The organism is Floricoccus tropicus (assembly GCF_001832905.1).
GTDB classification, from domain to species: Bacteria; Bacillota; Bacilli; order Lactobacillales; family Streptococcaceae; genus Floricoccus; species Floricoccus tropicus.
The window spans coordinates 23,651-37,322 of record NZ_MKIR01000012.1; the positions used below are offsets into that span (position 1 = coordinate 23,651).

Annotated in this window: 14 protein-coding genes; 6 read left to right on the forward strand and 8 right to left on the reverse strand. The window is 33.3% G+C overall.

The annotated features are described in order from the left end of the window. Window positions 1–45 precede the first annotated feature (45 nt). The gene (locus tag BG261_RS03740; RefSeq protein ID WP_070791835.1) at window positions 46–1,308 is read right to left on the reverse strand and encodes a hypothetical protein; all 1,263 of its coding nucleotides are present in this window, start codon (window positions 1,306–1,308) and stop codon (window positions 46–48) included. A gap of 176 nt (window positions 1,309–1,484) precedes the next feature. Here BG261_RS03740 and BG261_RS03745 point away from each other — a divergent pair, with 176 nt between their 5' ends. Continuing rightward, the gene (locus tag BG261_RS03745) at window positions 1,485–2,606 is read left to right on the forward strand and encodes an NAD(P)/FAD-dependent oxidoreductase (protein ID WP_070791836.1); all 1,122 of its coding nucleotides are present in this window, start codon (window positions 1,485–1,487) and stop codon (window positions 2,604–2,606) included. Between the two features lie 47 nt (window positions 2,607–2,653). Here the strand turns inward: BG261_RS03745 and BG261_RS03750 are convergent, their stop codons facing one another. The 3 genes from BG261_RS03750 to BG261_RS03760 form a co-directional block, all read right to left on the reverse strand. Beyond that, window positions 2,654–3,514, reverse strand: coding sequence for an NAD(P)-dependent oxidoreductase (locus BG261_RS03750; protein WP_070791837.1), 861 nt, complete (start codon window positions 3,512–3,514; stop codon window positions 2,654–2,656). A gap of 75 nt (window positions 3,515–3,589) precedes the next feature. Further along, window positions 3,590–4,939: an NADP-specific glutamate dehydrogenase gene (gdhA, locus tag BG261_RS03755; protein WP_070791838.1), complete on the reverse strand. Its 1,350-nt coding sequence runs from the start codon at window positions 4,937–4,939 to the stop codon at window positions 3,590–3,592. A 122-nt stretch (window positions 4,940–5,061) separates the two neighbouring features. Next, on the reverse strand, window positions 5,062–6,972 hold the full coding sequence (locus BG261_RS03760) for a fructose-bisphosphatase class III (protein WP_070791839.1): 1,911 nt from the start codon (window positions 6,970–6,972) through the stop codon (window positions 5,062–5,064). Window positions 6,973–7,175: 203 nt separating this feature from the next. On the opposite strand from BG261_RS03760, the gene BG261_RS03765 reads away from it, so the two are divergent. Together BG261_RS03765 and BG261_RS03770 are read left to right on the forward strand one after the other, a co-directional pair. After that, window positions 7,176–7,718 (forward strand): biotin transporter BioY, encoded by a 543-nt coding sequence (locus BG261_RS03765; RefSeq protein WP_070791840.1) that lies wholly within the window; start codon window positions 7,176–7,178, stop codon window positions 7,716–7,718. Window positions 7,719–7,727: 9 nt separating this feature from the next. Further along, on the forward strand, window positions 7,728–8,045 hold the full coding sequence (locus BG261_RS03770; RefSeq protein WP_070791841.1) for a CHY zinc finger protein: 318 nt from the start codon (window positions 7,728–7,730) through the stop codon (window positions 8,043–8,045). A 46-nt stretch (window positions 8,046–8,091) separates the two neighbouring features. Here BG261_RS03770 and BG261_RS03775 read toward each other — a convergent pair whose 3' ends face one another. After that, window positions 8,092–9,561 carry an MDR family MFS transporter gene (locus BG261_RS03775; RefSeq protein ID WP_070791842.1) on the reverse strand — a complete coding sequence of 490 codons (1,470 nt, stop codon included), beginning with the start codon at window positions 9,559–9,561 and terminating at the stop codon, window positions 8,092–8,094. Between the two features lie 254 nt (window positions 9,562–9,815). Continuing rightward, entirely contained in the window at window positions 9,816–10,388 is a 573-nt protein-coding gene (locus BG261_RS03780; RefSeq protein ID WP_070791843.1) for a GNAT family N-acetyltransferase, read from the reverse strand. A 122-nt stretch (window positions 10,389–10,510) separates the two neighbouring features. Between BG261_RS03780 and BG261_RS03785 the strand changes: the two genes are divergently transcribed. The 3 genes from BG261_RS03785 to BG261_RS03795 all read left to right on the forward strand — a co-directional run bounded on the left by BG261_RS03785 (window position 10,511) and on the right by BG261_RS03795 (window position 12,192). Continuing rightward, window positions 10,511–11,011 carry a GNAT family N-acetyltransferase gene (locus BG261_RS03785; protein WP_070791844.1) on the forward strand — a complete coding sequence of 167 codons (501 nt, stop codon included), beginning with the start codon at window positions 10,511–10,513 and terminating at the stop codon, window positions 11,009–11,011. Between the two features lie 10 nt (window positions 11,012–11,021). Beyond that, window positions 11,022–11,633, forward strand: a complete 612-nt coding sequence (locus tag BG261_RS03790; RefSeq protein ID WP_070791845.1) for a thiamine diphosphokinase — start codon at window positions 11,022–11,024, stop codon at window positions 11,631–11,633. A gap of 70 nt (window positions 11,634–11,703) precedes the next feature. Beyond that, on the forward strand, window positions 11,704–12,192 hold the full coding sequence (locus BG261_RS03795) for a hypothetical protein (protein WP_083318262.1): 489 nt from the start codon (window positions 11,704–11,706) through the stop codon (window positions 12,190–12,192). Between the two features lie 446 nt (window positions 12,193–12,638). Here BG261_RS03795 and BG261_RS03800 read toward each other — a convergent pair whose 3' ends face one another. After that, window positions 12,639–13,124 (reverse strand): GNAT family N-acetyltransferase, encoded by a 486-nt coding sequence (locus BG261_RS03800; RefSeq protein ID WP_070791847.1) that lies wholly within the window; start codon window positions 13,122–13,124, stop codon window positions 12,639–12,641. Between the two features lie 10 nt (window positions 13,125–13,134). Beyond that, window positions 13,135–13,650 (reverse strand): AAA family ATPase, encoded by a 516-nt coding sequence (locus BG261_RS03805; RefSeq protein WP_070791848.1) that lies wholly within the window; start codon window positions 13,648–13,650, stop codon window positions 13,135–13,137. Between the last annotated feature and the right edge of the window lie 22 nt (window positions 13,651–13,672).

Below are 13,672 nucleotides of genomic sequence, written 5' to 3' on the forward strand. Positions count from 1 at the left end.
TATTCTCCTTATAAAAAGCGCTCAAACGAACGCTTTCTTAAATTCCTATTCTTCTTCAAGATAATAATATTTTCCATCATCAACGATTATTTCAACATCCTTGTCCAAATAATCTTTTGGTTCCTCTAGTTTAAGGATTTTATCCTCACGTTGGGTATTAATTTTTTGAACGGTATCTTCAGAGACATCTTTATACTTCCATTCTTCACGAATAGCACCCTGTGCTCTACCGAATAAATCTCTTTTTTCTCTTCTTTTATTTTCAAGGTCAATGTTAAAATGCTCAATTTGAAATTCATGCCAGTCAGCAAGTAAATCACGTGTTAAATTTGACTGTTGAAGATACTTATTATAAATTGAGTAACTCATTTCGTTTGAAACTTCTCCTTTTGAAAGAAGATAAGTGAGTTGACTAATTTCATTTAAAATAGTCAGAAGAATTGATTGGTACTGAAGAAGAGTTGAAATTTCATTGACTTCCTGATTGTAATTCTTAAATCTACCATCTTCTTCGACAGTTGAAAGCTCCTCAATTGAGATATTCACTTGTTGAATAAGTTGTGTTGCTTCTCCTTCAAGTGCCTCAAGAGTCATCAATTTACTTTTTCTAAGGTCGTCGTTATAAATAATCTCTTTACTGAACTCGGTAATTTTTCCGACACGCGCAACTAGGGCAAGAATCTTACTCTTGAACTCTCTTTCTTGGAAATCACGAACCTTGGAGATACTTCTTGAAACATTTTCAAGTTTCTCACTGACTTCTTCCATATAGTATTGACCAACCACCATAGCACCTATGTTCATAACAGCTGCAAGACTAAATATTGAAGAACCGGCGTTAGCAATTGATTTTGGGTCAATTTTGTTAAGGCTCAACTGCTTTTCGATTCCTGATGCATCCTTATAAATTCCTTTTACTGCATCACTTGCTTTGGCTGCTTGGGAAACATTTGAAGTTCCTGGAATGATAACCTTGTACAATTCCATATCTTTAATACTTTTATTACTTGTTCGCTTGGTAAGAACGTCAACCGCCCCTGAAACAAGGTCTGAGAGTTGCGAAATAACTTCCTTATCAGTTATTTCTGCTAGATTAGCATGGTTGAAAGCATCTGTCGCAAATAACTCTTCAATTACAATAGCAGGGCTATTATCCTCAATCTCGAAAATTTCATCATACATACCTTTTTCATCTGATGGATTAGCCGTGTTCTCAACTGTTTCTTGCTTATTTCTATTTTTGTAAAAAACGTATCCTAATACTCCTAAGAGTAAAATTATTATTAAAATCAATATATTATTTTCCATTATTAACCTCGTATGTAAATAATTTTATTTATATACAAATTATAACACAGAAGGTGTCGGAGTCTATCTTTAAGTGTTTAGGTCATTTTATTGATAAATCAAAAACAAAAATACAAAACTAGATTTTCCACTTTAATTATGGGAAAATAGGTAAATAATAGATTCAGGAGATTAAGATGAAAAAAATAGCTATTATTGGTGGTGGTATTATTGGACTTACCGCTACTAACTATCTAGATACTGATAAATTTGATATAACACTTTTTGACGATGGTCTTGGACAAGCTACCAAGGCAAGTGCTGGAATAATTTCACCATGGTTATCAAAGAGACGAAATAAAAAGTGGTACCAACTAGCCAAGGATGGAGCAAAATTCTATCAAAAGCTAATTGAAGATTTTCAGCTAGATGAAACAATATATAAAAAATCAGGAACCATAATTATCAGACCTCAAAAGAATCTGGATGACTTATTTGAGCTTGCAAAAGAAAGATTGATTGATGCTCCTGAAATGGGGCAAGTTGAGTTACTAAGTCCAAGCCAAACAAAAGAACAACTTCCTTTATTAAAAGAGATGCCATCTTTAAAATTATCTGGTGGCGGTAGACTTGATGGTCTTAAGTATCTCGAAAAGATGAGTCAGTTAGCTAGTTCTAAAGGAATACAAATTGTTAATGAAAAAGTTAGTATTGAAGAGATTGATGGTAAGCTACATATTCTTACTAAAGACAAAAGGGAAGAATTTGATTATTTAATACTAACGGTCGGTCCCCACTTAAAAGACATTCTTCTAAATTTAGGATATGAAACAGATATCAGACCTCAAAAAGGGCAACTTTTATCCTTTGAAACAAATCTTAAAGAATCAAATGATTGGCCAGTTGTCGTGTTAGATGGTGAAGCTGATTTGATACCTTTCTCAGAAGGTAACATTCTAATCGGTGCCACTCATGAAAATGATGGTGGATGGGATTTAACACCAACAGAAGATGCCTATAATTTCCTTACTGAATACTCAAAAGGATTTTTAGATGAAAGTAAATCAGACGAACTACTATCAAGTCCTTCTGATTTCAGAGTGGGAACACGCGCATATACAAGTGACTTTGCTCCATTTTTCGCTCCACTGGAAGACAATGAAAAGATTGTTGCTGCGAGTGGCTTGGGTTCATCAGGTCTTACTACTGGTCCATATATGGGATATCTAATTGCCGATTATTTTAATAATGGTAATTGGGACACCGAAGAGTATCAAAAATCTATTTCAAATTACATCAAAAAGAAGAACGTTGATTAAATTCAATGTTCTTCTTTAATTTTATACAAAAATATTTTTATATTAATCTAATCCCACCAAAGTTTAATTAGCGCTTGTGTTCCATCATTTTCAAAGCCTTTATCTGCAAGTTCTACATATAATTTACGGGCAACTTTTGTGGATGGTAGATCAATATTCATCCTTTCTGCTTCATCTAGGGCAATTCCCAAGTCCTTGATAAAGTGCTTAACAAAGAAGCCAGCAGAATAGTCTTCTTTAAGAATTCTTGGAGAATAATTAGCAAGAGACCAGTTGGCTGCACTTCCACCACCTACAGTTTCAATTACTTTCTCAACATCAAGACCAGCAGCTTTTGCATAAACTAAAAGTTCTGTCATTCCTGTCATTGTTCCTGCAATCATAATTTGATTGGCCATTTTTGTATGCTGACCACTTCCAGCTTTTCCTTGATATGCAAATGTTTTACCCATTACTTCAAACAATGGGAGAACTTTTTCATATGTAGATTCATCTCCACCTACCATGATAGTTAGTGTTGCATTTTTTGCTCCTAAGTCACCACCTGAAACAGGGGCATCTAAGGCGCTTGCTCCTTTTTCTTTTGCTGCATCATATATATCAACTGCTAAACTTGGTGTACTTGTGGTTAAATCAACAAGGATTTTATCATTTACATCTGCTTGAAGAATCCCTTTTGGACCAAAATAAGTCTCTTCAACATCGCTTGGATAACCTACCATAGTAAAGATAATTTCTGACGCTTCTGTTATTTCTTTTGGTGTATCTTTCCATTCTGCTCCGCGCTCGACCAAATCATAGGTTTTTGACTTAGTACGATTGAAGACAAAAAGTTCATGACCTGCATCCATTAAATGGCCTACAATGGCATGACCCATAACGCCAGTTCCAATAAATCCTATTTTCATATTTGTATCTCCTTCATAAGTAAAAAAAGTTTATATCTCTAGTATAAACTAAAAATATAAACTTTTGTAATTTTATTATACTAATCCTTGAGCAAGCATTGCTTTTGCAACTCGTTCAAATCCTGCAATATTAGCACCTAGCATGAAGTTATTTTCAGCGCCATGTGCATTAGCAGTATCGCGACAAGCTTCAAAGATATTTTTCATAATATTATCTAGCATTGAGTCAACTTGGTCTTTTTCCCATTGAAGTCTTTGAGAATTTTGACTCATTTCAAGTGCAGATACAGCTACTCCACCAGCATTTGCTGCCTTACCTGGACAATAGAAAATTCCATTTTCAATAAAGTATTCAGCTGCTTCAAGAGTTGATGGCATATTAGCTCCTTCAGCAACAACTTTAACACCATTATCAGCAAGAATCTTAGCTTGATCAATGTTGATTTCATTTTGAGTTGCACATGGGAAAGCAAGGTCTGCTTCAACTTTAAAGTTCCATACTGAATCACCATCGAAATATTGTGCAGATGGGCGTTCTACAGCATATGCAGTTAGACGTTCGCGGCGAACTTCTTTGATATCTTTTAATAGAGCTACATCGATACCTTCTGGATCATATACAAAACCAGATGAGTCAGATGCTGTGATTGCTTTTGCTCCAAGTTGTTCAAGTTTTTCGATAGCATAAATTGCTACATTACCAGAACCAGAAACAATTGCTTTTTTACCTTGAAAATCTTGGTCAAGATCAGCAAGTAAATGCTTAACAAAATAAACTGCACCATAACCAGTTGCTTCTGTACGTCCTTTTGAACCCCAGAAATCAAGTGGTTTACCAGTTAGAACTCCAGCATCATATTGTTTTAGACGTTTGTAAGCACCGAATAGGTAACCAATTTCTCGTCCACCTACTCCGATATCCCCAGCAGGTACATCTGTATCAGGTCCAATATGTTTAGAAAGCTCAGTCATAAAGCTTTGACAAAAACGCATGATTTCAGCATCAGATTTTCCTTTAGGATCAAAGTCACTTCCACCTTTACCACCACCGATTGGTAGACCAGTTAAGCTGTTTTTAAATATTTGCTCAAAAGCTAAGAATTTCAAAATGCTTAAGTTTACGCTTGGATGGAAACGTAGTCCACCTTTATAAGGTCCCATTGCAGAGTTAAATTGGATACGGTATCCACGGTTAACTTGCCACTTACCTTTATCATCTTGCCATGGAACACGAAACTGAATCAAGCGTTCAGGTTCAGTAATTAAAGACAAAATGTCAGATTCTACATATTCAGGATGCTCTTCCAAGAATGGAATTACTGATGGTAAAAACTCATCAATAGCCTGTAAAAATTCAACTTGGTTTGGATCATTTGAATGAATTTTATTTTGAATACTTGTTACATACTCTGTTACTTTGCTCACGAAAAAGCCTCCTTCTGTTAATAAATATATTTTACCGTATTTTAATTAAAAAAGCACTCACTTTTGACAAGAAACTGGCTAAAAGTGAGCATTTATATATAAAATTCTTTAATTATTCGACTTTAAAAATTCAAATATAGTTCTTCTAAATCTTCTCTTTCTTGAATTAATCTTTTTCCAATGTTAGTTTGGCTAACTGTCGTTCTTTGATCAACTTTATCAACAAGTCGTTTGGTAGATAGAATATCAAATCCATTTTTTATGGTATCTTCAATTGAGGTAAAAGGTTGATGGGCAGCAAGCTGTATTCCATATGAGTTTGAGAGCAAAGTATAGCCTGCAAGTCCTGTTTGTTTTTGATAGGCTTTTGCAAAACCACCATCAATTACAACTAAGTGTCCATTAGCTTTTATTGGATTTTCCCCATCTTTCTCTTTTACAGGAGTATGTCCGTTTATTATGTGTCCAGATTCAGGAAGTTCAAATGTTCTCAAAATATAGCGACAAACATCTTCTTCATTTCTAAGTTTATAATATGAGTTCTTCACTTCCTCATGAGTAGCTTTATCCTCAATGTAATATCGCTCAAATGTTGTCATGGCATCTTTACCAAATAAGGATGAGCATTCCCCCGTCCAAAGATACCACATCAAATCTGTAGGAATATCATCCGTTACCTGAGGGTTTCGATAGGAAATACGGACTTGTCTTTCAAAATAATCTAATAAATCTTTACCAGAATAGTGTCTACCTTCTAGAGTCAGTGACTTATAATCACCATTTTCATGAAGCGGAATACATCCGTGTATCAAAAGATTACCATTATAGCAAAGATACATGCTACCTTTTTCCATGAGAAAGTCCATATGCTTTCTTAATCGGTCTGATGACTGAAAAGATACTTTTAATTTTTCAAGGATTGCTTCCTCTTCTAGAGTTAGTTTACAAGGATCATCAATATCAACTGTTGGTATAGAAAAATTTTTCAGTTCATAGCAAACTCCACCAATTTCAATAGTGTTGTCTTCATAATTTACTTTTGATAGCATAGCACGATCTTGCATTTTAAAACATTTACGTCTAGTAATTAACTGTCCTTCAAGTTTAAACTGGAGAATTGCGGTTGTTTGTTGAACAAGATTTAATGTTCTTTTTTCAGTTTCAGATACAGAATTATCTCCTGCTAAAAGTTTTGGGGCAAAGACATCTAATGGTTCATAATATTTCTTGGCATACTCCACAATAGGACGTAAATTAATTCCATAGCCCTCTTCTAGTGTATCTAGATTTGCATATCTTGCAGAAATTCTAATTAAATTTATTATTGAAAGCAATGATCCAGACACAGCAGCGATCCATACCATATCATGGTTTCCCCATTGAATATCAACTGAATGATAATCAATTAATCGATCCATTATTAGATCAGGTGATGGTCCACGGTCATAAATATCTCCAACTACATGAAGATGATCAACAACTAATCTTTGAATAGTTTCGGAAAGATCATGTATTAAAGCAGGTGCTTGATTTAACTCAATAATTTTATCTATGATTGCGTGATAATATTCATATTTATCTTGGTCTGAAACTTCAGTTAAGAGTTCTTCTATTATATATGAAAAACGTTGTGGTAAAGCCTTTCTAACCTTAGAACGTGTATACTTACGACTAGCATAATTTGTAACTCGTGTTAAAAGCATAATATTTTTTTCATACCAATCGCTAAGTTCACTAGGTGAAATCTCTTCCTTAACTTGTAATATCTTCTCTTCTGGATAATATATAAGTACAGCTAACTCATTTATATCAATATCATCTTCTAAGCACTCTTTTAACTTCTCTTTCACACTTCCCGAACCATTTCTCAAAACATGATCGAATGCATTGAATTCGCCATGTATATCACTAACAAAATGTTCGGTCCCCTTAGGTAATTGAAGGATTGCTTCTAAATTAATTATTTCAGTTAAGACTGCTTCTCTGCTTCCGTAATTTTCCCTTAGTAATTGGTAATATTTGTCTTGACTCATATTCTCCACCTTTACAACTTGTATTTTAAAATTGGTACAACTTTGTATTCGCTTTCATTATAGCAATTTTTTTCAAAAATTTGTGAATTTTAAAGAGAAAGTTCAGAAAAAAAACACTAAGTGTTTGTGAAGTGTATTGAAATATTCCTTTTTTTCTGTTAACCTATGTAAGTAAAATAAGTTAACAGAAGGAGATTTTTATTTTGAAAATCAAACGACTCACAATTTGCGCCATGATGCTTGCTATTATAGTAGTATTAGGTTTCTTTCCACCAATTCCATTAGGATTTATTCCAGTACCAATTGTTATTCAAAATTTAGGTATTTTGCTTACTGGACTTTTACTTCGTAAGGGTGAAGCATTTACAGTAGTTGCTGTATTTTTACTTATGGTTGCGGCAGGTCTACCTTTCTTGTCTGGTGGTCGTGGAGGACTTACACCATTCTTTGGTCCCTCAGTAGGATATTTAATTGCTTATCCGATCTGTGCATTTTTAATTGCATGGGCTATGGAATATGTTCCAAAACCAAATAACCTTTTCACTGCATTAATTGTTACATTTTTAATTGGAGTTCTTTTACTTGATGGTATTGGTGCAATCGGTATGCACATTAATATTAAAGGTATGTCTCTTGCTTCTGCTTTTAAAGCACAACTTGCTTTTATTCCTGGAGATACAGTTAAAGCGGTAGCTGCCTCAGTGGTTTACTCACTACTTCCTTTATCAATTATTGATAAAAAATAAGAAAAGTTTATGGAAAAAGTTTACGGTTTTCTTGTTGATAATCAAGGCAGATGTCAACACTATCATACAGACTTAGATATTATTGCTAATAGATGCCAAATTTGTAATAAATTATATTCCTGTTTTAAATGTCATGATGAAAACGAATTGCATAGTTTTGAAGGTTTTGACTTTAATTCAAATAAATTATCTGTAATGTGTTGCGTTTGTGGGCAAGAGTTCTCATATAAAATATATAGTGAACTGACTAACTGCCCTTCTTGCAAATCAGCATTTAATCCAAGATGTAAACTTCATAAAAATATTTATACAAAAGCGACTAATTAAGTTGCTTTTTTTGCTCAAAAAAACCAGTCAATTGACTGGTAAATTTTTATTTTACTTTTTTTGGACTTTTTATAAGTTGAACTACAAGTATTGATATTAATACAAGTGATAAGGCAGTTAAGAATACACCGTGAAGACCTTGGAATAAAACATTTTTCAATGGTTTAAGGAGGTCAGCAGGGATACTTGAAGCTGTATGTGGATTTACAAGTTGATTCATAATTCCTTTATCTACGTTTATATTTTCTTTTACGAGTGTTGCTTTCATAACTGTATTTAGAACGATTCCAAATACAGAAATCATGATTGTTTGACCAATTGTTTTAGCAAGAGTATTGAATGATGTAGCTACACCAAGCTCATCTTGAGGCACGCTATTTTGAGAGATTACAGTTGTTGAGACGATTACTGCTCCAAGTCCAACTCCTAGTAAGCTTGAAATTAGTACAAACACTATAAACGGTGAGTTTGCAGGAATCAAAACAAGTGCTAAACCTGCGATGAATGTAATAGTCGTACTAACTGTAAGAACCCATTTTACTGATTTTGTTGCTAGCCATTTACTTGAAAGGTTACTTCCATAGATCCATAAAATAGACATTGGAGCAAGTACAAGCCCTCCTATACCAGCACTATATCCTAGCACCCCCTGCATCCACATTGGGATGTAAACGTCTAGGCTCATTAGGAAACCACTGACCAAGGCAGCAACTAAGTTAGCAATAATAAATGTTTGGTTCTTAAATAGTTCTAGAGAGATAACAGGGTCTTCTGCTCTTTTTTCTACAATTACAAATAAAATGAAGAAAATAATTGTAGCAAACAATAAACCAATTACTACAAAGTTAATTCCAGAATCTCCTAAAATTTGGAAGGCAACAAGTAAGGACATAAGAGCCAACATAAGTGTTAAACTTCCCAATATATCCATCTTCTTAGCTTCAACTTCTCTTTTTCCTTCAACAAGATAAAGACCAATCATGGCGATAAGTAAAATACCTATTGGAACGTTGATAAAGAAAATCCAATTCCAACCAACTGAATCAACGATTAAACCACCAGCCATAGGACCGACAATACTTGCAATACCCCAAGCTGTACTTGTTAATCCAATAATCTTAGCGCGTTTTTCAGGTGAGTACATATCAGCAATGATAGTAAGTGAAACAGGCATCATCGCACCTGCACCGATTCCTTGTACTGCACGCGCAAGTATCAAAGTCATCATTGAGTTTGAAAAACCACATAATGCTGAACCGATAATAAAAATTAAAGTACCAAAAATAAATACAGGTTTACGACCAATCTTATCAGCAAGTTTTCCATATATAGGTGTCACCATTGCACTAGTCAATAAATAGATTGAAAACACCCAGTTCATTATTTCAATACCATGTAATGTCCCAACAATTGTTGGCATGGCTGTTGTTACGATAGTTCCTTCAATAGCTGTCATAAAAGTTGCGATAAACACAGCCACAGTTACTAAAAGAACATTTGTTTGTCTTTTTTGCATTTCTACCTCCATTAAAATCTATAATCAAAAGTCAATTTTTCCCAAAAAAACGACTCCTACTACAAAATATGCAATAGGAGTCGCCTCTATCTTCTCGGATAGGCAAAAAGTAAATTACCTACCATCTGTACGACTTTAAATATAATAACCTAATTAGTATAACACACAAATAATTGTTGGCAAATAATTTAAACTCGTAACCGTGTTCAAATTTTGTTCTATAAGTTTAAGTATTTAATTTAATAACAAAAATACTACTTATTTTCATTGTTTAAATTTTCTTCTGATGCTAATTCTGCTTCATACTCTTCACGAAGCAAGCTATATTCTAGTAAATCATGATATTCGCCAAAACGGAATATTTCCTGTCTCAATCGACCATCTAAATGAAAATTAAATTTTTCGTATAACTTAATAGCAGGTTCATTAAAATCAAATACTTCAACTTTAATTTTATTAACTGGTAAATTATTGAAAATATGTCCTAGAATAAGTTCAAAAGTTTCAGTCCCTACCCCTTCACCCTGCCAATATTCTGATATTGAAAGTCCAATTTCACAGTTTGAGTGAACGAGATTAACATTAAAAACAGCAACACTTCCGATAATTTCACGGCGTTCAGAATTATAAATCCCTAAAAATTGATTTGGACTCTCAACAGCAAGTGTATTTTCTAATTCCTCTCTTGTTTGCGGATAAGGCAGCTCATCATCAGCTAGGAATTTTGTCGCATATGAATTCTCAATTGAAAGCAATTCGTCTATATCTTCTTCTTTTACACGGTCTAAATAAATAGTCTCTCCGACTAAATAATTCTTGGTATCCAATTTCTTACATCTCCTTCTTAGTCCCTTAAGATTCTACATGTGCTTACTTTATAAGCTTTGCTTCTTACATAAGTATAACAAATTTTGATATAATGAACAAAAGACACAAAATTGGAGGTCAAATGACAGTTAAGATTATTAAAAATAAGCAGATTGAAGCCGATAAATTATTTCAATTAATGTCGACATTGGATAAAGAAACGAACTACATGCTTTATCAACCTGAAGAAAGAAAATACGATAGGAAAAAGCTAGAAACTTTTATCCAAAATACCTCGGAAAATGGTCTAATTTTAGTTGCTGAGGAAGATAGTGAGTATAACGGATACATATTTGCACAGGTTACCCCTCTTACAAAAATCAAACACTCTGCTTACTTGGTAATTGGTGTGCTGTCAGATCATGCGGGCCAAGGTCTTGGCTCTGAATTATTAGCTCAAGTGATTGACTGGGCACGTGTTTCAGGTATCCATCGCTTAGAACTAACTGTTGTCACCGAAAATTCTGCAGCCATAGGCCTATACAAAAAATTTGGCTTTATCCAAGAAGGTGTCAAGAAAGACTCTCTTTTGGTAAATGGACGATATTATGATGAGTTTTATATGGCTAGAATATTAGATTGAGGATTATATAATGAATGAAAAGATTTTAATTGTTTGTAGTAAATCGCATATTGATTTAGCGCGTGAATATAAGGATTATTATAAGATTGGTGTTGAAAGAGGATGTTTGGATTTGATAAAAGCTGGGCTTCCTATCAACTATGCTGTTGGTGACTTTGACTCAGTATCAGAAGATGAATTTAAGGAAATTGAAGCATATAGTGATGAATTAGTCCGTTTTCCAGCAGCAAAGGATTTGATTGATGGTGAGATTGCTATTCAATATGCTGTTTCTCGTAAACCTCAGGAGGTTGTGTTTATTGCTGATGGAAGTCGTATTGATATGACCATTGCAGCCGTTGGCCTTGTTGCGGAATATGATGTGATTCTCAGAAACGATGACAACTACTGCTATTTATTAAAAGAAGGAAATAATTTTGTTCCTTATAAGGAAGGGTATAAATATATTTCTTTCTTATCTTTTGACAAATCGTTAGTCAATATCCGAGGGTTCCTATACAATGCAGAGAATCTTGCTGTTTCTTGGAAATCTGTCAATGCAACAAGCAATGAATTTGTAGATAAAGTTGGTGGAAATGTCGAAGTTTTCAGTGGTCAAACTCTCGCCTTCTATTGTAATTAATCTGCAGTATTCTTGAAAATAAATCACAAAGTACTATAATATTCTGAAAGAAAATATAGAAAGAATTATCATGGAAAAATTTATTGTAATAATTTCATTTATTGCCAAATGGCTACTTTTTGCTTTTCCACTATATCAAGCTTATATTGAATTATCAGAACAAGAAAGAGTTGTAGGTAGATTCACCAAAAAGTCAAAAAAATATCCAAAGGTATCTCCTTGGTACTGGATACTTCCTCCTCTCAAACTTGAATTAGAGAAGAAACGTGGCATGGCTATCCTAAGTGAAAGTTTGATTAGTAATAAGGACTTTGAGGAAGCAATCGTCTTTGGCAGAAAGGCAACTGCCTGGTTTTATGTAGCACTAGCTGGAATGTTAGAAGGAATTACTGCCATTTATGAACTAGCTCATGCTTTTGATTATCACATCAGCTTTTTAATACTAATACTGTTATCAGTGCTAATGATTATCATCTGTGTGTTGAATATTCGTCATCGTATTAAAAACGTTGATATTAAACGATTCAGGGAAAAATTAAAAGAAACTAGAAAGAAATAACGGTTGTATAATTTTTTCGCATTACCAAGATACTAAATATTTTATTTTCTTAATATAGAGTGATAGAATTTACTTATATTGAAGTAGATAATACCAATAAAGGAGAATAAACATGTCATCAACTAAAGAAACTGTAGATAAAATCAAAAACAAAGCTTCAAATATTTCAGAAGAAGGAAAAAATTAGGTAAGAAATATGCTGAAGATGGTAAGAAATTAGGAAAACAATACTCTGAAAAAGGAAAAAGTATTGGTAATGAATATGCTGAAGAAGGCAAAAAAATCGGTAAAGAATATAAAAAAATGGGAAAAGAAATCGGTAAAGATTTCAAAGACATGGCAAAAAATATAAAAGATAGCTTTAAATAATTTGCATTAATTAGGTATAAAAAAGCACTTGAAAGTTTGGTTTTCAAGGGCTTTTTCTATGTTGAATTATAGCCTATCTAAATATGTTTTTCCAAATATACAATATCCATACCATCTTTAATTGGTTCTACTTTTCCTGTTAACTCATAACCAAGATTTGAATACAAATGAACGAGTTTATCTTCTTGTTTAATTGTCTCAATTTGCCACTTAGAAACTTGAGGATTTTCTTCTTCAATCAATCTCATTGCAGTTTTGGCATATCCATTATTTTCATGTTCAGGAACTACTCCAATTATCGCGATTCTTGCACTGGTTGGTGTTTCATCAAAGATATCAACCCTAAAATAACCCACAACTTCTTCTTTATTCTTAATAAAATAATAATGAGCATGCGGTCGATTAAATTTTACAGTAATCCAGGCTAAATCTTCTGCATAAGGATTTGTATCAACATCTTTATACTTGTCAAAAAGTTTCTTAAAACACGCTTTCTGAATGTTCAGTAACTCTTCAATTTGGCTAGACTCAACTTTTGTAATTAAAACTTCATTCTTTTTCATAAATATTCTCCTAATCTAAATTAAGACGTTCAATAATTTCATCAACCGTCTCAATAGGTTTTCTTCCATCATTTTTTATTCTTTCTTCATGAGTCATCTTTTCAAAACTTTCATTAATGTCATTCAGACGATTAGCTCCCCACTCTTTCAACCCTTCTGATCTGTTAGAAAGTCGTTTAAGAACTTGGTCTTTATCTACTTCAAGAATGAAATGTCTGATATCAACATTTTCTTTTCTCAATCTACCAATAATACTTTCAAAAGCATCTTTCTTATAGAGTGTCATTGGAGCAATAACGTGACCTTCATATTCATCATTTAATTTCTTCAAAATATGGAAATTCCAATCACGCCATTCATCATAATCCTGAAAGTCATCCTTTTGAATTGACTTTGGTAGGTTATGCCTGAAAAAATCACCAATTTCTTCTGGATCATATAAATAAGAATTTGGAATTTTTTTATTAAGTATCTCTGCAATAGTTGTTTTACCAGCACCAAATGCACCATTTAACCAAATAATCATATATTCTCCTTTTTTCATTATT